This window comes from Patulibacter brassicae (assembly GCF_033949425.1).
Taxonomy (GTDB): Bacteria; Actinomycetota; Thermoleophilia; order Solirubrobacterales; family Solirubrobacteraceae; genus Patulibacter; species Patulibacter brassicae.
In genome coordinates, this window is sequence record NZ_JAXAVX010000010.1 from 66,472 (window position 1) to 83,673 (window position 17,202).

A 17,202-nucleotide genomic window follows, 5' to 3' on the forward strand; every position below is an offset into this window, starting at 1 on the left:
AGGGGATGCCCCGCCGATCGACGCTCAGCCCGCGACGGTGGGCGCGTCGTCGCGCGCGAGGAGCAGGGTCGCGAGCTCGAGGTCCTCGGGGACCGTCACCTTGAGGTTCGAGCGGGGCGCTGGGACGAGCCGGACGTCGCCGCCGGCGGCCTCGACGAGCGAGGCGTCGTCGGTCGCCGCGGCGAGCACCGCGTCGGGCTGGTCCAGCGCCCGGCGGAGCGCGTCGCGACGGAAGGCCTGGGGCGTCTGGACCGCCCACAGGAGCGAGCGATCGAGCGTGGCGGCCACGCGTGCGAGCCCGGCACCGGGCCGGTCGGGGTGCGCCTGCTTGACCGTGTCGGTGACGGGGGCCGCGGCGATGGCGGCGTCGGCACCCGCGTGGACGCCGGCGAGGCAGGCGTCGACGAGTGCCGGCGTGGTGAGCGGTCGGGCGCCGTCCTGGACGACCACCGGCTCGTCGTCGGGACCGTCGCCCGTGGCCGCCAGCGCGGCGCGGACGGAGTGCGAGCGCTCGCGGCCGCCGGCGACGGCGACCACCCGCGGCTCGTCGGTGCCCGGGAGCGGCGCGAACGCGCGCGGCGCCAGTCCCCAGCGCGCCGGATCCGCGGGAAGCGCCTCCCCGGCCGGCAGCGCCACGACGACGCGCCGCAGGTCCGGGACGGCGAGGAGCGCCTCGAGCGACCACGCCAGCAGCGGCCGACCGGCGAGCGGGACGAGCGCCTTGGGGCGCTCGTGCCCGAGCCGGGTGCCGCGCCCGGCGGCGACGACGATCGCGACGGCCATCGTCGCCGGGCGACGGGCGGACCCGAGGGTCCGCTCAGTCCTGGAGCGCGAGCTCCTCGTCCTCGACGACGTCCTCGTCGTCCTCGCCCTCGGCCACGACCCTGGGGTCCGGGCTCGTGCCCAGGAGCTCGTCGAGGTAGGCCTCGGCCTCCTCCTCGGACTTCTCCAGCGCGTACATGAGCTCCGACGCCAGGACCTTCTTGGCGCGGGTGAACATCTGCTTCTCGCCGGTCGAGAGGCCCTTCTCGTTCTCCCGGACGGCGAGGTTGCGCACGACCTCGGCCAGCTCGTGGATGTCGCCGGTCTTGATCTTCTCGCGGTTGTGCTTGAAGCGCCGGTTCCAGTTCTTCGGCATCTCCGTGCACGGACCGCCGAGGACGGCGAGGACCTTCGCCATCGTCTCCTCGTTGATCACGCGGCGCAGCCCGACCTGGGCGGCCTGGTCGCACGGGACGTGGACCGTCATGTCGTTGTGGAGGATGCGGATCTTCAGGTACTCCCGCTCCTCGCCGAGCACCTTGCGGGGCGCGCGGGCCTTGACGACTCCCGCGCCGTGGTGCGGGTAGACGACGTTGTCACCGACCTGGAAGTCGCACTCCGTGCTCGGGGCGGCCTCGAACAGGTCGTCGTCGTTGGTGGTCTCGGGCATGCGTCCTCCTGGGCGGGCTCGCCGCTACGCGCGGCGGGCCGGTCGGTACCGGCAGACGCAGGACGCTGGGAGCGTCACGTCTGCAGGAAGCGGTCGACGAGGTTGATCTCTTGCAGTCGACGAAGGCCCTCGCGGATGTCCTTCGCACGGATCTCGCCGACACCGGGCACCGATTCCAGCTCGGTGTCCGTTCCGACGAGCAGCTCGTCCAGGCCACCGAACCGGTCGATGATCTGCTGCACGACGAGCTTGGGCAGGCGCGGGATGCGCCCCAGGACCCGGTGGCCGCGCGGGCTCACCGGGTAGTCCAGCGTGTTGAGCTTGCGGTTGTAGCCGAGGAGCTCCGCGAGCCGTCCGAAGTCGAGGAGATCCGGGTGCGGCAGGCGCGGCAGGAGGTCGAGCGCCTCCGCGACGGCCTCCTCGCCCGGATCCGTGGCGTAGTCGCGCACGAGCGCGGCCTTCTCGCCGGCGGTGCCGACCGTCGTCTCCTCGAGCTGCATCTCGATGAGGCGGCCGTCCGTGCCCAGCTCGACGATGTAGCGCTCGATCTCGACCGCCATCCGCGAGACGAGCTCGGCGCGCTGCAGCACGGTGAGTACGTCGTGCAGGGAGGCGCCGCCCTCGAACTCCAGCGCCGTGAGGCGCGTCGAGACCTGGTCGAGGCGGGTGCGGTACTTGTCGAGCGTCGCGAGCGCCTGGTTGGCCTTCGCGAGCACGACCGGGATCTGATCGAGCTGGTAGCGGGCGCCGTCGACGTAGAGCGAGACGACCTCGCGCCGCTGCGAGATCGCGATGACGAGCGCCGCGGTCTGCTTGCTGACGCGCTCGGCCGTCCGGTGACGGGTGCCGGTCTCCTGCGTGAGGATCGTCGGGTCCGGCACGAGCTGGACGTTCGCCATCGCGATCTTCGTCGCGTTGGCGTTCAGCGTGATCGCCCCGTCCATCTTCGCCAGCTGGTAGAGGAACGCCGGCGTGTAGTCGATGTCCAGGCGGATGCCGCCCGAGCAGAGGTGCGAGATCTCCTCCGGCTCGCCGATCGCCAGCAGGCCACCGGTGTGCGCGTTGAGGATCGAGTCGATGCCCTCGCGCAGCGCCGTACCCGGCGCGATCATCTCCAGAGCCTTCACCAACCGGGGCTCCTGGCGACCTTCGAGCTCCTGGAGCTCTTCCCCGGGACTACGCGCCATCGCAACGATTGTAGCAATCTCTTTAGGGCGACTTGAGTCCCCTGTGTACGCCATACACGGGCACGTCGGGGACGAAAAGTCAAGCAGGGACGGGCGATTCCCGACCGGGACCGTTCCGCCCCCCGCCCTGCGGGCGCCGCGGGAGCGCGGTCCGCAGCGCGTCGCGGAGCGTCGGGCAGCGCTCCGGGGAGACGACCGGGTCCAGTCCGAACTTCCGCGCCTCGCTCAGCCGGCGGTCCCCGTGCGCGACGCCGCGCAGCTCGCCCGTGAGCCCGACCTCGCCGAAGCACGCGACCGGCGGTGCGACGGTGGCGCCGGCCTGCGGATCCGGTGCGCCGGGTCCCCCGAGGCCCGGCACGACGCCCCGAGCCGCCGACGCCACGGCGAGCGCGACCGCGAGATCGGCCCCCGGCTCGTCGACGCGGATCCCCCCGACGACGTTCACGAACACGTCGCTCGTGCTCGTCGAGAGCCCCGCGTGGCGGCCGAGCACCGCGAGCACGAGCGCGAGCCGGTTGCGGTCGATGCCGTTGCAGACGCGCCGCGGCGGCACGAGCTCGCTGGGCGACACGAGCGCCTGGACCTCGACGAGCAGCGGACGCGAGCCCTCCATCGCGCACAGGACGACCGAGCCGGGCGCCCGCGTCGCCTCCCCGACGAACCGCGCCGACGGATCGAGGACCTCCACGAGGCCGCTGCCGTGCATCTCGAAGACCCCGGCCTCGTTCGTCGAGCCGAAGCGGTTCTTCTGCGCCCGCAGCGTGCGGTAGGTCCGCTCGCGCTCGCCCTCGAACTGCAGGACGCAGTCCACGAGGTGCTCGAGGACCCGCGGGCCCGCCAGCGCGCCCTCCTTCGTCACGTGCCCGACGAGGACCGTCGCGATGTCGAGCCGCTTCGCGACCCCCATGAGGCGCGAGGCCACCTCTCGGACCTGACCGACCGACCCGGGCGCCCCCGAGAGCTCCGCGTCGTGGAGCGTCTGGACGGAGTCGATGACGCAGACGTCGGGGCGCTCCTGCTCGAGCGTCGACAGGACGGTGTCGAGGTCGGTCTCGGCGAGGATCGGCACGTCGAGCGCCCCAGGGATCCCCGCGAGCCGCTCGGCGCGCAGGCGGACCTGCGACGCCGACTCCTCGCCCGAGACGTAGAGCGTTCGCCGGCCCGCGTCCGCGAGCCGCCCGAGGACCATGTTCAGGAGCGTCGACTTCCCGATCCCCGGCGAGCCGCCGAGCAGCACGAGCGATCCCGGGACGAGGCCGCCGCCGAGCACCCGGTCGACCTCGGCGAGTCCGGTCTGCAGGCGCGGCACGCGCGAGGTCGTCACGTCGCCCAGCCGCGTCGGCCGGCCGGCCGGCGCGCCGCGACCCGCCGCGCCCGGTCCCCGCGCGGCACCGCCGCCGCGTCGCGACGCGCCGCCGCCCCCGCGCTCGACCCGCTCCTCGTTCAGCGTGCCCCACGCGCCGCAGCCCGGGCACTGCCCGAGCCAGCGGGGGCTCTGGTGCCCGCAGGCGGAGCAGACGTGGGCGGTGGCGACGCGAGCCATCGGCCTTCGAGGCTACGGACGCCCCCGGCGGCAGGCGGGCGCGACGAGCCCGCCGGTGCTCCCGCGATCAGCGTGCGGGGAACGGCGGAACGAGAACGCCGGGACGAGCGTGGCCGGCCTTCGCCGCACCCCTCGCGGGGTTCGCGAACCGGTCGGCGGCGGAGATCGAGCCGACCGCGGTTCGCCGCACCTCATCCCGTCCCGTCCCTCCCGGGTCGTCCTCGTCTCACGCACGTGGACTGGCGCGCCCATGGCACGCGTCCGTCACGAAACGGAGCACCGATTGCGCGAGGACCGCGGCACGATCGGTCGCGATGTCGGCGGACCGCGAACGTCGCCTCCGGGACCTGGCCGTGCGCCAGGACGGACTCGCCACGACGCGGCAGCTCGTCGAGCGGGGATGGAGCCCGGACGCGGTCGAGCGGGCGGTCCGACGCGGGCGCTTCCTTCGGCTGCACCGGGGCGTCGTGCTCGCCGGCCCCGGGCCGGTGACCGCCAGGGTGCGCGGCCGCGCAGCGCTGCTGGCCGTCGGGGACGACGCCGCGCTCGACCGGGGGTGGGCCGCCTGGCACCTCGGATTCGGGCCGTTCACCGGGGGGCCGGTGACGGTCGCGACGGCCGTTCGAGGACGCCGCTCGCGGGATGGGGTCGCGGTCCGCTGCGTGCGCCGCCTCGACCCGCCGGAGGTCCTGCACGTCGACGGACTCCGGGTGACGAGTCCGGAACGAACGATCTGCGACCTGGCGGCGAGCGTCGGCCCGGCGGCCCTCGAGCGCCTCGTCGATCAGGCGCTGGTGGCGCGCCGGGTCACCCCCGAGGACCTGCGGCGGCACCTCGGGCGACACGGCGGCACCCGGGGCGTTCCCGCGCTCCGCGCGATGCTCGCCGCGCATCGCGGCGCGACCCGATCCGAGCTCGAGCGGATGTTCCGGCAGCTGTGGGCGCGATCGCAGCTGCCGGCGTACGAGGCCAACGCACGCGTCGCCGGGATCACCGTCGACGCGCTGTGGCCCGAGCACCGGGTCGTCGTCGAGCTCGACAGTCGGGGGTTCCACGACGCCGTCCCGACCCGGGCCGAGGCGGACCGCCGGAGAAGCAGCCGACTCGCCGCCTCCGGCTACCTCGTCGTCCGCGTCGGCGCTCGGAGGGTGCGGGAGGAGCCGGTCGCCCTGATCGCCGAGCTCGCGCTGATCCTGGGACGAGCATCGACGCGCGGTGGCGTGCCGTGACAGAGCCGTCCAATCACGCGCCACCGTTGCTGCTTCACGGCGCCAGCCGCCGCTCGACATCGGAGATTCCCGCGGCCGACGCGGGCTTCGCTCACGGCGCGAGCGCCGGACCGCTCGTGCAGCGGTTCGCCGCGACCCGCGCAGAACGGCCGGCGCCTCGAGCCCACGGCTCCGTGCCGCTCAGCGCGTGCCCGGCGGGCGAGGGCGCTCACGCCGGCAACGAGCGGTCGAAGGCGGTCAGCGGGAGCGGTCGAGGGCGGTGAGGACGTCGGCGACGACGTCCCGGGGGTCCTCGATGCCCGCGCTGAGGCGGATGTAGCCCGGCGGGACCTGGCCGTCGCCGTGGCGGTCGCGGCGCTCGGCGGTGGTGTGGAGGCCGCCGAAGCTCGTGGCCTCGAGGACGATCTCCAGGGCGGAGAGGAAGGTGCGGGCCCGGCGGGGCGAGCCGAGGTCGAAGCCGACCACGGAGCTCAGGCCCGGGTAGCGGACGTCGCTGACGTCGTCGCGCTCGCGGAGGGCGGCGACGAGCGCCTCGGCGACCTGCTCCTGTCGCGCCAGCCGGACCTCCAGCGTGGCGAGCGAGCGGTGGGCCAACCACGTCTCGAAGGGTCCGGGGACCGCGCCGGCGAGGGTCCGCCACGAGCGCAGGCCCGCGGCGACCTCCTCGTCGGCCGCGGAGACGTGCCCGAGGATGAGGTCGCTGTGGCCGGCGAGGTGCTTGCTGTCGGAGGAGACGACGAGGTCGGCGCCGAGCTCGAGCGGCCGCTGGCGCAACGGGGTCGCCAGTGTGTTGTCGACGACGACGCGTGCCCCGGCGCGGCGGCACGCGGCGATCGTCTCCTCGAGTTCGAGCACCTCGAGGCCGGGGTTCGCGGGCGTCTCGAGCCACACGAGGCTCGCGCCCTTGGCGGCACGGCGGATCTGCTCGTCCGCGGTCGGCACGAGCCGCACGCCGACGCCCCGCAGCGCGAGGTGCTCGCGCGCGAGCTGCGCCACCCCCGGATAGCCGTCGGTCGGGGCGACGAGCAGGTCACCGGGACCCAGGAGGTGGTGGAGGATCGCCGCCACGGCCGCCATGCCCGAGGCGAAGACGACCGCGTGACCCCCGTCGAGCTCGCCGAGCGCGTGCTCGTAGCGCTCGAAGCCGGGGTTCGTCATCCGGCCGTAGACGTGCGGCGCCTCGTCGAGGTCCCCCGCGGCGTGGTACGGCGCGGCGAAGACCGGACCGGGGAGGAACGGCCGGCCCTGTCCCGCGCTCGGAAGGCCCGCGCGGACGATCCGCGTGGCGTCGGCGAGGCCCTCGGGCCCGGACGCCGGCGCTGCGCCGGCGTCGTCCGGCGCGACGGCCGGCCGCGGCCCGCGGCCGCGCTGGCGCTCGAGCTCGGCCCGCGCCCGCGCCGCGACCCCGCGCGGCAGGACCCCGGCCTCGCCTGGCGCCCAGGCCGACCCGCCGTCCTTCGGGGAGGACCCGCCCTCGCCGGCGCGCTCGTCCGCGCTCACGCGCGGCCCCACGAGTCTCGGGGGACGGACGGCGCCCGCAGGGCACGGGCGAGCGGCGACGGGCAGCGACGCATCGCGGGCAACCCTAGCGAGTGGCCTGGCAGTGGCCGAGGGGTGACCGGGTCGTTGCAGCCCCGCGTGGCGCGCCGCCACGCGCGAGCGACGTCGCCGGTACCCGGGACCTCCGGCCGCCGGCCACCGGCCACGGCCGTCCGACGCCCTGCACCGAGGGATCCTCGGCCGGCGAACCCGGCAGACCGCTTCGAGAACGACGACGGGGGCGACACCGCCAGGTTGGTGCCGCCCCCGTCGAGCTGGTCGCGCCCCGCGGGGCGCGGTCCGATCAGGACTCCTCGGTCGCCTCGGCGGGCTCCTCGGCGTCCTCGTTCTCGGTCTCGTCGTCGGCACCGACGGCGGCCGGCACCTTCGCGTTCGTCGTGTCGACGCTCAGCGTCACCTCGCGACCCTCGTCGTCGGGCTCCGCGGAGCGGTCGACCGTCACGACGGCGCCGGGGTGGAGCTCGTTGGCGAGCACGAAGTCCGCCAGCGGGTCCTCGATGTAGCGCTGGATCGCCCGGCGGAGCGGACGGGCGCCCATCGCGGGGTCCCACCCCTTCTCGGTCAGCAGGTCCTTGACGCCGTCGGTCAGCTCGAGCGTGAGCTCGCGGTCCTTCAGCGACTTGCGGACCCGGTCCACCATCAGGTCGACGATCCGGGCGATCTCCGGCTTCGTCAGCTTGTGGAAGACGATGACCTCGTCGATCCGGTTGAGGAACTCCGGCTTGAACGCCTTCTTCAGCTCGCCGGTGACGCGCTGCTTCATGTCCTCGTAGCTGATCTCGGCGTCCTCGTCACCGATCTGGAAGCCGAGCGGCGTCGACTTCGCGATCTCCGAGGCCCCGATGTTCGAGGTCATGATCACGATGGCGTGCCGGAAGTCGACCGTGCGGCCCTGCGAGTCGGTCAGCCGGCCGTCCTCCAGGATCTGGAGCAGCAGGTTGAAGACGTCCGGGTGGGCCTTCTCGATCTCGTCCAGCAGGAGCACCGAGTACGGCTTGCGCCGCACGGCCTCGGTCAGCTGGCCGCCCTCGTCGTACCCGACGTAGCCGGGGGGCGAGCCGACGAGCCGCGAGACCGCGTGCTTCTCCATGTACTCGGACATGTCGATGCGGACCATCGCGTCGTCGTCGTTGAAGAGGAACTGCGCCAGCGACTTGGCGAGCTCCGTCTTGCCGACGCCCGTCGGGCCGAGGAAGATGAACGAGCCGGTCGGGCGCTTGGGGTCCTTGAGGCCCGCACGCGAGCGGCGGATCGCCTTGGAGACGACCTTCACGGCCTGCTCCTGCCCGATCACGCGCTCGTGGAGCTCCTCCTCCATCGCCATCAGGCGACGGGTCTCGGCCTCGGTGAGCTTGAAGACCGGGATGCCCGTCCACATCGAGACGATGTCGGCGATCTCCTCCTCGCCGATCGACAGCCGGGGCTGCTCGCCCTCGCCGGCCTCCCACTGCTCGACGAGCTCGCGCTTCTTCTGCACGAGCTTGCGCTCCTCGTCGCGCAGCGCGGCCGCGGACTCGTACTCCTGCGCCTCGATCGCCGCGTCCTTCTTGCGGCGGGCCTCGGCGATCTGCTCCTCGACCTCCTGGAAGACGGGCGGGCTGCCCATCGACCGGATGCGCTTGCGGGACGCGGCCTCGTCGACGAGGTCGATCGCCTTGTCCGGCAGCTGGCGGTCGGAGATGTAGCGGTCGGCGAGCTCCGCCGCGGCCTCGAGGGCCTCGTCGGTGATCTCGATCTTGTGGTGCTGCTCGTACCGGTCGCGCAGGCCCTTGAGGATCTGCACGGCCTCCTCGACGGCGGGCTGCTCCACGCGGACCTGCTGGAAGCGGCGCTCCAGCGCGGAGTCGCGCTCGAGGTACTTGCGGTACTCGTCGATCGTCGTGGCGCCGATCGTCTGCAGCTCGCCACGGGCCAGCGCGGGCTTCAGGATCGAGGCCGCGTCGATCGCGCCCTCGGCCGCGCCGGCGCCGACGAGGTTGTGGATCTCGTCGATGAAGAGGATGACGTCGCCCTTGTTGGCGATCTCCTTCATGACCTTCTTCAGGCGCTCCTCGAACTCGCCGCGGTACTTGGACCCGGCGACGAGGGCGGCGAGATCCAGCGTGTAGATCTGCTTGTCGCGCAGCAGCTCCGGGACGTCGCCCGACGCGATCCGCTGCGCCAGCCCCTCGACGACGGCCGTCTTGCCGACGCCCGGCTCGCCGATGAGGACCGGGTTGTTCTTCGTCCGGCGCGAGAGGATCTGCATGATCCGCTCGATCTCGGTCTCGCGACCGACGACCGGGTCGAGCTTGCCCTCCGCGGCGAGCTTCGTCAGGTCTCGACCGAACTGGTCGAGGACCTTGGACGAGCGCTTCTGCGGCGAGCCCTCGCCCGCCTGCGCGCCGCTGCCGCCGACCGAGGAGCCCGCCGTCTGGCGGCGGCCGCCCGGACCGGAGAGCATCCGGATGACCTCGTTGCGGATCTTCTCGCTGTCGGCGTCGAAGTCCAGCAGGATGCGGGCGGCGACGCCCTCGTTCTCCCGCACGAGGCCGAGCAGGATGTGCTCGGTGCCGATGTAGTTGTGGCCCAGGCTGAGCGCCTCGCGCAGCGCGAGCTCGAGGACCTTCTTGGCGCGCGGCGTGAACGGGATCTGGCCGGAGGTGACCTCCTCGCCCGACCCGACGATCCGCACGACCTGCGCCCGGACCCGCTCGACGGTGATGTCGAGCGACTCGAGGACGCGGGCCGCCAGGCCCTCCTCCTCGCGCAGCAGCCCGAGCAGGATGTGCTCGGTGCCGATGTAGTTGTGCTTGAGCGTCCGCGCCTCTTCCTGGGCGAGAACGACGACCTGCCTGGCTCGTTCTGTGAATCGCTCGAACATTCCCTGGATCCTTCCTGGCCCCCGGGTCGGTGGATCCGGCCCGGGTAGGTCCCGCGTTCGGGTACGCCGACGGACCCGTTCACCCATCTCTACGCCCCGTCCGAGTCGGGCAGATGCGCGTCCGGGCCCTTCAGTCGTTCCCTGACAGTGATCGTACCAGCGGCCCCGACGGCCCCAGTCCGGGCCGCTGGAGCGGACGAACGTGCGGGCGGTGCGCCATCCGGAACAATGACGTCAAATCCAGTCCGGATTCTACCATTACCGCGGGGGGCCGAGCCCCCGGACGCCGCGCGATCGGGCACGGAGAGGGTGTACCCGCCCGCCGCCGCGCGCAGACACGGGCGACGCCCGAGCGACTGACCGCGGACTCGAACCCGCGCGGGGACCGCTCAGTCGCGCATCGCCGGGAACAGGACGACCTCGCGGATCGTCCGGCGCCCGGTCATGCAGATCACGAGCCGGTCGATGCCGAGGCCGAGGCCGCCGGTCGGCGGCATCCCCTGCTCGAGCGCCTCGACGAACGCCTCGTCGTAGGGCTGCGCCTCGTCGTCGCCCTCGAGCTCCAGGCGCGCCTGCTCCTCGAACCGCCGGCGCTGCTCGTCCGGGTCGTTGAGCTCGGAGAACGCGTTGGCGATCTCCATCCCGCAGGCGAACGCCTCGAACCGCTCGACGAGCCCGGTGTCGACGCCGTCCGCCGTGCGCTTGGCCTTCGCGAACGGCGAGAGCTCGACGGGATAGTCGAAGAGCATCGTCGGCTGCTGCAGGAACGGCTCGACGTGCTTGGAGAGCAGGTCGTCGACGAGCTGCGGCCAGGTCCGGCCGTCGGGGTCGAGGTCGGTCGCGTCGGAGTCCCGGATCACCTGCGCCAGGGACGCCGCGTCGCGATGGGCCAGCACGTCGATGCCCGTCGCCTCCTCGATCGCGCCGGCGAGCGTCTGGCGCTTCCACGGCTCCGTCCAGCGGATCGCGTCGGGATCCTCCGGGTCGTCGACGCCGATCGCCCGCGCGACGTGCTGCACGCACGCCTCGAGGCGGTTCGCGGCGTCCTCGACGTCCGCGTACGCCTCGTACCACTCGAGCATCGTGAACTCGGGGTTGTGCTTGTGGCTGATGCCCTCGTTGCGGAAGTTCTTGCCGATCTCGTAGACCCGCTCGAGCCCGCCGACGATGAGCCGCTTGAGGTAGAGCTCGGTCGCGATCCGCAGGTAGAAGTCGCGGTCCAGGGCGTTGTGGTGCGTGACGAAGGGCCGGGCGAGCGCGCCGCCGTAGAGCGGCTGCAGCACCGGGGTCTCGACCTCGAGGAACCCCTCCCCGTCGAGGTAGCGGCGGATCTCGGACACGATCCGCGAGCGGGTGATGAACGCCTCGCGCGTCTCCTCGTTGCCGAGGAGGTCCAGCTCGCGCCGGCGCTGGCGCAGCTCGGTGTCCTGCAGGCCGTGGTGCTTGTCCGGCGGCGGGCGCAGCGCCTTCGCCAGGACGGTGAAGTCCTCGATCCGCAGCGACAGCTCGCCGCGGCGCGAGACGAACGCGACGCCGTCGACGCCGAGGACGTCGCCGAGGTCGACCGCCTCCAGCAGCCGCGACATCCGCTCGGGGCCCAGGACGTCGAGCTTCGCCTGCAGCTGCAGGCGCCCGCCGCGGTCGTCGAGGTCGAGGAACGCCATCTTCCCCTGGCCCCGGCGCGCGTGGAGCCGTCCGGCGATCCGGTGCCGGACGTCGGTCTCGGCGCCCGCCTCGAGCCCGGCGTGGCGCTCGCGGACGGCGGCGATCGCCTCGACGCCGTCGAAGTCGTGCGGGAACGGCTCGATGCCCTCGGCGCGCAGCCGGTCGAGCTTGCCGCGGCGGACCGCCAGCAGGTCGGTGCCGTCGTCGCCGGCGTCCGGCGCCCCGGGCGGTGCCGTCTCGGCGTCGCTCATCCGGCGCTCAGCGGGAGATCTCGAGGATCTCGAGGGTCCGCGTCTTGCCGCTCGGCAGGTTCACGGTGACCTTCGCGCCGCGCGACTGCCCGAGGAGGGCACGGCCGACCGGCGACTCGTTGGAGAGCTTGCGTTCGGCGGGGTTCGCCTCGGCGGAGCCGACGATCGCGAACTCCTCCTCGCCCTTGTCGCTCTTCACGCGGACGCGGGTGCCGACCTGGACGGCGTCGGTCGAGAGGTGCGCCTCGTCGACGACCTGGGCCGAGCGCAGCTGCTCCTCGATGTCGAGGATGCGCCGCTCGACCATCGCCTGCTCGTTCTTGGCGTCGTCGTACTCGGAGTTCTCCGAGATGTCGCCGAACTCGCGGGCCTCCTTGATCCGCTCGGCCACCTCGCGACGCTTGACCGTGGTCAGGTGCTCGAGCTCCTGCTTGAGCTTCTCGAGCCCGTCGTGGGTGAGGATGACGTCCTTGGGCATGGGCGGAGGCGACCTTTCGCCGTCGGCTGGCGGGCGGGGACGGTGCCGACCGATGGACGTCGCGCGGACCGGGGATCCTGGTCCGTCGGGCGCCGCCGCCCCGCGTGAGCGAGCGGGCAGTATAGCCACGCATCCCCCGAAGTCCACGTGCGGCCGGGGTCTTGCCGTCCAGCGGCGCCCTCCGCGCCGTCCGGTCGGGCGCGGCCGAGGCGCGGCCCGGCGCCTGCCCGACGGCAGCGTGGCCGACGCTCAGGCGGGCAGCGCCGCGGCCGCGTGCAGCAGCTGCCGCGCGGCCTCGACGCCCTCGCTGCGCTGGAGCTCGGCCTGGAGCCGCTTGAACGCCGGCGTCGTCCACGGACGGACCGGACGCGGCTCCTCGCCCGCGCTCAGCGCCTCGGCGAGGCGCTCGACGTACCAGGGGTAGTGCTTGCGCAGGTAGCGCGCCGCCCGGTCGGCACCGAGGTGCTCGACCGTCCGGTCCAGGACCCAGTCGACCTCGTCGAGGACCTCGCGCGGGGTCGGCGGCACGTCCGGACGGCGGTCCAGGAGCGTCGAGAAGAGCCACGGGTTGCCGAGGATGCCGCGCGCGAGCATCACGGCCGCGGGACGGACGTGCTCGTAGGCCGCGCGCGTCTCCGCCGCGGTGTGGAGGCCGCCGGTGAGGACCACCGGCACCGGCAGCTCCTCGACGAGGCGCGCGGCCAGGTCGTAGTCCGGGACGCCCTTGTGGTGGACCTGCGCGCTGCGGGGGTGGAAGCCGATCGACGCGACGCCCGCCTCCTCCACGAGCCGCTGCGCCAGCGCGTAGCCGTCGTGCTCCCCGTCCTTCCTCGTCGCGGACCGGAGCTTCACCGTCACCGGCAGGCCGGAGCCCTCGCGGGCGGCGCGGGCGACCGCGACCGCCGTGTCGGGGTCCTTGAGCATCGCGGCGCCGGCACCGGTCTTGCAGACCTTCGGCACCGGGCAGCCCATGTTCAGGTCGATGACGTCGACGTGCGGCAGGTGCTCGGCCACGTGCGCGGCCGCCGACCGCATGACCTCTGGGTCCTGGCCGAAGAGCTGGATCGCGACCGGTCCGTCCTCCCGCTCCTCGGGCCGGAAGACGAGCAGGTCGCGCAGCGTCTTCTCGTTCTCGTAGTGGATCGCGAACGAGGAGACCATCTCGCTGACCGCGTAGCCGGCCCCGTGGCGCTTGGCCTGCAGCCGGGTCACCCAGCTGCCGATGCCCGCCAGCGGCGCGAGCGTCACGCGGTTCGGGATCCGGACCCCGGCGATCGACCACGGCTCGGTGAGGGCGGGCAGCGACATGCGACCACCAAGGGTAGCCCGCGCTCGTCGCTCGTCGCTCAGGCGTTGCGCTCGTGCAGGAGGCGCAGGCCGGTGAGCGTCAGGAGGTCGTCGACCTCGTGGATCGTCCGGCAGTGCGGCACGATCGCCCGCGCCAGGCCGCCCGTCGCGATGAGCCCGGTGTCCTGCCCGAGCTCGTCGAGCAGGCGCCCGACGATCGCGTCGACCCCGCCGGCGAAGCCGTAGATGACGCCGGAGCGGATGCCCTCGATCGTCGACTTGCCGATGAGCTGGCGCGGCGGGACGAGGTCGATCCGCGGCAGCGCGGCCGCGCGGCTCGTGAGGGCCTCGAGCGAGATCTCGACGCCCGGGCTGATGATGCCGCCGAGGTACTCGCCCTCGGCCGACACGGGGTCGTAGGTGATCGCGGTGCCGAAGTCGACGACGACGCAGGCCCCCCGGAAGCGGTCGAACGCGGCGACCGCGTTCACGAGCCGGTCCGCGCCGATCTCGCGCGGGTTGTCGTAGCGCAGCGCCATCCCCGTCTTGATCCCCTGCCGCACGACGATCATCTCGTGGTCGAGGTAGCGGTCGGCCATCGCGCGCCACTCGTCGGCGAGCTGCGGGACCGTCGAGGAGACGATCGACGCGGTGAGGTCCTCCATCTCCATCCCGCGGAGCTCGAGCAGGCTGCGGAGCTTCGCGCCGAGCTCGTCGCCGGTCGAGGTGCGCACCGTCGCGAAGCGCCAGTGCTCGACGAGGTCGTCGCCGTCGAAGGTGCCGAAGTGGGTCTGGGTGTTGCCGACGTCGACGACGAGGAGCATCGCGCCAGTATCGCGCGCTCGTGGCGCGGACCCATCCGCGCGGCGCGGCGGGAGGACGCGCGCACGGCGCCGCGCCCCGGCGACGCCCCTATGCTGGCGCCCCATGCCCGCCACGCTGTTCGTCGTCCACGGCTCGCACCCCTGCGCGACCGTCCAGCGGGCGCTCGAGCGCAAGGGCGTCGAGCACCGCGTGATCGAATGGCCGCCGGCCGCCCACGCACTGCTGCAGACGCTGCTCTTCCAGCGTCGCACCGTGCCGGCGATCCGCTTCGACGACGGCGAGCGCGTCGTCGGGTCGCGCGCGATCCTCCGGCGGCTCGACGAGCGGCTCCCGAGCCCCGCGCTGCTGCCGGCCGATCCCGCCGCCCGCGAGCGGGTCCTCGCGGCGGAGGCGTGGGGCGACGCGGTGCTGCAGTCGATCCCGCGCCGCGTGCTGTGGCTCGCCCTCGACCGCAAGCCGCAGGCGATCCCGACGTTCCAGGAGCACTCGCGCCTGCCGATGCCGAAGGCGGCGGTCCCGTTCGTGGCGCCCCTGATCATCGCCGCCGAGCACCGGCTCAACCGGGTCAACGAGGCGAGCGTCAAGGCCGACCTCCAGGACCTGCCCGCCCACCTGGACCGGATCGAGGGCTGGCTCGCAGACGGCACGCTCGGGGGGCCGGAGGCCAACGCCGCCGACCTGCAGATCGCCGCGTCGCTGCGGCTCCTCATGACGATCCAGGACCTGCGCGGACCGCTCGAGGCGCGGCCCGCCGGGCAGCTGGCGCTGCGGTTGTTCCCGGAGTACGACGGCGACGTCCCGGCCGGGGCCCTGCCGGAGGCCTGGCTCGCGCCGCTGCGCGGCTGAGGACGGGCACCCCGCGCGGCACCCGCGCGCGGTGCCGGCGGCGCTCAGCCCGGCAGGTCGAGCGGGTCCTGCACCCGTCGCACGCCCTCGTCGAGCGGCAGCTCGGCGAGGCGGTCGGCCAGGCGCGTGCCGTCCGGCAGCGCGAGGTCCAGCTGGAGCTCCAGGAGCGGCACGAGCACGAACCGCCGCTCCGTGACCTGGGCGTGCGGCAGCGTCAGGCGCTCCGAGCGGTACGGCGCCTCGCCGAGCAGGAGCAGGTCGACGTCGATCGCCCGCGGCGCGTGGCGCACGTAGCCCGGGTCCCCTGGCACCGCGGTGCGGCCCTGATCGCGCTCGACGGCCTTGCAGGCCCTCAGGAGCTCCTCGGGGGCCAGCGCCGTCGCGATCCGCACGCACGCGTTGAGGAACGACGGCTGGTCGAGGATCTCCCCGACCGGGTCGGTGTCGTAGAGCGCGGAGCTCGCCAGCACGCGCACGCCGTGGCGCGGCAGGGCGTCGACGGCGCGCTGCAACGCCGCGCGCCGGTCGCCGATGTTGGACCCGAGCCCGAGGTAGCCGACCTGCTCGCCGGGACGCAGGTCGGTCATCCGGCGGCCACCAGCAGCGCGAGCTGCCGGCTCTCGGCCAGCAGGGTGCCGTCCTCGCCGAACACGCGGGCGTCCTCCTCGACCATGCCCTCCCCCGCGCTCGTGGAGCGGTAGAGGCCGAAGACGGCGTCGCCGTCGAGGCCGACGCGCGGCACGTCGGCGCGGAAGTGGATCGTGAGGTCGATCGTCGGCGCGATCACGGGCCGCGTGACGGCCTCGAACACCGGCGGCCACCAGACGTCGAGGGCCAGCGCGACGAGCGCGGCGTCGATCCGCCGCGGCTCGGGCAGCGAGACCCAGCCGCCGGTCTCCACGGCGCCGCCGGGATCCGGGACCCGCCCGGCGAGCGGCACGCCCCCGAGCTGGGGCGCGAAGCGCACCTCGTGGACGATCGGCGGCATCTGCGGCACCGGCTGCATCCAGCGGCCGGCGTCGGGACGGTACTCGTGCACCGGGACGAGCCCGGCGTCGCGCGCGGGGGCCGGGCGCGGCGCCGGCGACACCGGCCCCCACGCCACGGGCGAGGCGATCCCCGGGGCCGCGAGCGCCGCCAGCCCGGCGAGGATCGGCCGGTCGTCCTGACGGGCGGCGATCCGCAGGCTCGTGATCCGTCGCCCCCGGCGCAGAGCCTCGACCTCCAGCTCCAGCGGCCCCGGACCGGCGCCGCGCAGGTAGTGCAGCGTCAGCGACCGCAGCCGCAGCGCGTCGTCGGGGTCGACGAGCAGCTCGATCGCCCGGATGACCGTCGCCGCGAGGTACCCGCCGTTCGGGCCGGTCGGGGCGCCCCAGGCGGGGTCGATCGTGGCGACCGCGGTCGTGGCGGTCGGCCCGGGGACGACGGCGATCGCGCGGTCGAAGGCCGTCGCGGCGCCGGTGCTCGTCATCCGTGCTCCCCGGCCCGCCAGAGCTCGACGGCGACCTCGTCGACCGGCAGCGGGATCGGCGGCTCGGGCTTCGTGCACTTCACCCAGACCTCCTCCGCGCCGTAGTCGGAGACGATCCGGTCGGCGATCGCGGCGCAGAGCCGCTCGAGGGTCTTGTACGAGCGCTGCTGGGCGACGAGCGCCACGAGCTGGCAGACCTCGCCGTAGTCGATCGTGTCCTCGACGCGGTCGGTCACCGTCGCGTCGCAGTCGGCGACCGCCATCCGCAGGTCGACGAGCAGCCGCTGACCGATCTCCCGCTCGGCGGCGGACACGCCGTGGTGGGTGTAGAGCGAGAGCCCGCGGATCTCGACGGTGACCTCGTCGCGATCGTCGCCGTCGAGCTCGTCGAGGTCGTCGTCGTCGTCGTCCGCCTCGAGCTCCGGCTCGTCCGGCTCCTCGTCGAACGGGCGCTCGTCGGGGCGGTCCTCGGGCATGGGCGGGCACGCTAGCAACGGCTCGTCGCCGACCCGCGTCCGCCGGGCCGGTGAGCGGTGACGCGTCGGGGTCCCGCTCGCCCGGGCGA

At 73.8% G+C, this 17,202-nt stretch carries 15 protein-coding genes; 2 read left to right on the forward strand and 13 right to left on the reverse strand.

Annotated elements, in window-relative coordinates; genetic code table 11:
* Positions 1–24 precede the first annotated feature (24 nt).
* The 4 genes from ispD to radA form a co-directional block, all read right to left on the reverse strand.
* Positions 25–783 (reverse strand): 2-C-methyl-D-erythritol 4-phosphate cytidylyltransferase, encoded by a 759-nt coding sequence (gene ispD, locus SK069_RS15750; RefSeq protein WP_319955203.1) that lies wholly within the window; start codon positions 781–783, stop codon positions 25–27.
* A 34-nt stretch (positions 784–817) separates the two neighbouring features.
* Positions 818–1,432 (reverse strand): CarD family transcriptional regulator, encoded by a 615-nt coding sequence (locus tag SK069_RS15755; RefSeq protein ID WP_319955204.1) that lies wholly within the window; start codon positions 1,430–1,432, stop codon positions 818–820.
* A gap of 74 nt (positions 1,433–1,506) precedes the next feature.
* Positions 1,507–2,619 carry a DNA integrity scanning diadenylate cyclase DisA gene (gene disA, locus SK069_RS15760; protein ID WP_319955205.1) on the reverse strand — a complete coding sequence of 371 codons (1,113 nt, stop codon included), beginning with the start codon at positions 2,617–2,619 and terminating at the stop codon, positions 1,507–1,509.
* Positions 2,620–2,698: 79 nt separating this feature from the next.
* A complete protein-coding gene (gene radA, locus SK069_RS15765) occupies positions 2,699–4,162 on the reverse strand; it encodes a DNA repair protein RadA (protein WP_319955206.1) in 1,464 nt (487 codons plus the stop codon).
* 314 nt (positions 4,163–4,476) lie between these two features.
* On the opposite strand from radA, the gene SK069_RS15770 reads away from it, so the two are divergent.
* On the forward strand, positions 4,477–5,391 hold the full coding sequence (locus tag SK069_RS15770; protein WP_319955207.1) for a type IV toxin-antitoxin system AbiEi family antitoxin domain-containing protein: 915 nt from the start codon (positions 4,477–4,479) through the stop codon (positions 5,389–5,391).
* Positions 5,392–5,628: 237 nt separating this feature from the next.
* Here the strand turns inward: SK069_RS15770 and SK069_RS15775 are convergent, their stop codons facing one another.
* From SK069_RS15775 to SK069_RS15800, 6 genes are all read right to left on the reverse strand, one after another.
* Entirely contained in the window at positions 5,629–6,669 is a 1,041-nt protein-coding gene (locus tag SK069_RS15775; protein WP_406628305.1) for a PLP-dependent transferase, read from the reverse strand.
* A 565-nt stretch (positions 6,670–7,234) separates the two neighbouring features.
* The gene (locus tag SK069_RS15780) at positions 7,235–9,814 is read right to left on the reverse strand and encodes an ATP-dependent Clp protease ATP-binding subunit (protein WP_319955209.1); all 2,580 of its coding nucleotides are present in this window, start codon (positions 9,812–9,814) and stop codon (positions 7,235–7,237) included.
* A 389-nt stretch (positions 9,815–10,203) separates the two neighbouring features.
* Entirely contained in the window at positions 10,204–11,730 is a 1,527-nt protein-coding gene (lysS, locus tag SK069_RS15785; RefSeq protein WP_319955210.1) for a lysine--tRNA ligase, read from the reverse strand.
* Positions 11,731–11,737: 7 nt separating this feature from the next.
* Positions 11,738–12,208 carry a transcription elongation factor GreA gene (gene greA, locus SK069_RS15790; protein ID WP_319955211.1) on the reverse strand — a complete coding sequence of 157 codons (471 nt, stop codon included), beginning with the start codon at positions 12,206–12,208 and terminating at the stop codon, positions 11,738–11,740.
* 249 nt (positions 12,209–12,457) lie between these two features.
* Positions 12,458–13,516 (reverse strand): tRNA dihydrouridine synthase, encoded by a 1,059-nt coding sequence (locus SK069_RS15795; RefSeq protein WP_319955212.1) that lies wholly within the window; start codon positions 13,514–13,516, stop codon positions 12,458–12,460.
* A 38-nt stretch (positions 13,517–13,554) separates the two neighbouring features.
* The gene (locus SK069_RS15800; protein WP_319955213.1) at positions 13,555–14,319 is read right to left on the reverse strand and encodes a type III pantothenate kinase; all 765 of its coding nucleotides are present in this window, start codon (positions 14,317–14,319) and stop codon (positions 13,555–13,557) included.
* A gap of 103 nt (positions 14,320–14,422) precedes the next feature.
* Here SK069_RS15800 and SK069_RS15805 point away from each other — a divergent pair, with 103 nt between their 5' ends.
* Positions 14,423–15,166, forward strand: a complete 744-nt coding sequence (locus SK069_RS15805; protein WP_319955214.1) for a glutathione S-transferase family protein — start codon at positions 14,423–14,425, stop codon at positions 15,164–15,166.
* A 44-nt stretch (positions 15,167–15,210) separates the two neighbouring features.
* Here SK069_RS15805 and folK read toward each other — a convergent pair whose 3' ends face one another.
* The 3 genes from folK to folB are packed head-to-tail and all read right to left on the reverse strand — an operon-like array spanning position 15,211 to position 17,113.
* Positions 15,211–15,753 carry a 2-amino-4-hydroxy-6-hydroxymethyldihydropteridine diphosphokinase gene (gene folK / locus SK069_RS15810; protein ID WP_319955215.1) on the reverse strand — a complete coding sequence of 181 codons (543 nt, stop codon included), beginning with the start codon at positions 15,751–15,753 and terminating at the stop codon, positions 15,211–15,213.
* Complete coding sequence (locus SK069_RS15815; protein WP_319955216.1) at positions 15,750–16,637, reverse strand: thioesterase family protein; 888 nt, start codon at positions 16,635–16,637, stop codon at positions 15,750–15,752. Before SK069_RS15815 ends, folK begins: the two co-directional genes overlap by 4 nt.
* A complete protein-coding gene (gene folB / locus SK069_RS15820; RefSeq protein WP_319955217.1) occupies positions 16,634–17,113 on the reverse strand; it encodes a dihydroneopterin aldolase in 480 nt (159 codons plus the stop codon). Before folB ends, SK069_RS15815 begins: the two co-directional genes overlap by 4 nt.
* Between the last annotated feature and the right edge of the window lie 89 nt (positions 17,114–17,202).

Bases quoted from the DNA above. Each gene is read 5' to 3' on its own strand.
- ispD (WP_319955203.1), bottom strand. From the start codon at position 783: ATGGCCGTCGCGATCGTCGTCGCCGCCGGGCGCGGCACCCGGCTCGGG.
- SK069_RS15755 (WP_319955204.1), bottom strand. From the start codon at position 1,432: ATGCCCGAGACCACCAACGACGACGACCTGTTCGAGGCCGCCCCGAGC.
- disA (WP_319955205.1), bottom strand. From the start codon at position 2,619: ATGGCGCGTAGTCCCGGGGAAGAGCTCCAGGAGCTCGAAGGTCGCCAG.
- radA (WP_319955206.1), bottom strand. From the start codon at position 4,162: ATGGCTCGCGTCGCCACCGCCCACGTCTGCTCCGCCTGCGGGCACCAG.
- SK069_RS15770 (WP_319955207.1), top strand. From the start codon at position 4,477: ATGTCGGCGGACCGCGAACGTCGCCTCCGGGACCTGGCCGTGCGCCAG.
- SK069_RS15780 (WP_319955209.1), bottom strand. From the start codon at position 9,814: ATGTTCGAGCGATTCACAGAACGAGCCAGGCAGGTCGTCGTTCTCGCC.
- lysS (WP_319955210.1), bottom strand. From the start codon at position 11,730: ATGAGCGACGCCGAGACGGCACCGCCCGGGGCGCCGGACGCCGGCGAC.
- greA (WP_319955211.1), bottom strand. From the start codon at position 12,208: ATGCCCAAGGACGTCATCCTCACCCACGACGGGCTCGAGAAGCTCAAG.
- SK069_RS15795 (WP_319955212.1), bottom strand. From the start codon at position 13,516: ATGTCGCTGCCCGCCCTCACCGAGCCGTGGTCGATCGCCGGGGTCCGG.
- SK069_RS15800 (WP_319955213.1), bottom strand. From the start codon at position 14,319: ATGCTCCTCGTCGTCGACGTCGGCAACACCCAGACCCACTTCGGCACC.
- SK069_RS15805 (WP_319955214.1), top strand. From the start codon at position 14,423: ATGCCCGCCACGCTGTTCGTCGTCCACGGCTCGCACCCCTGCGCGACC.
- folK (WP_319955215.1), bottom strand. From the start codon at position 15,753: ATGACCGACCTGCGTCCCGGCGAGCAGGTCGGCTACCTCGGGCTCGGG.
- SK069_RS15815 (WP_319955216.1), bottom strand. From the start codon at position 16,637: ATGACGAGCACCGGCGCCGCGACGGCCTTCGACCGCGCGATCGCCGTC.
- folB (WP_319955217.1), bottom strand. From the start codon at position 17,113: ATGCCCGAGGACCGCCCCGACGAGCGCCCGTTCGACGAGGAGCCGGAC.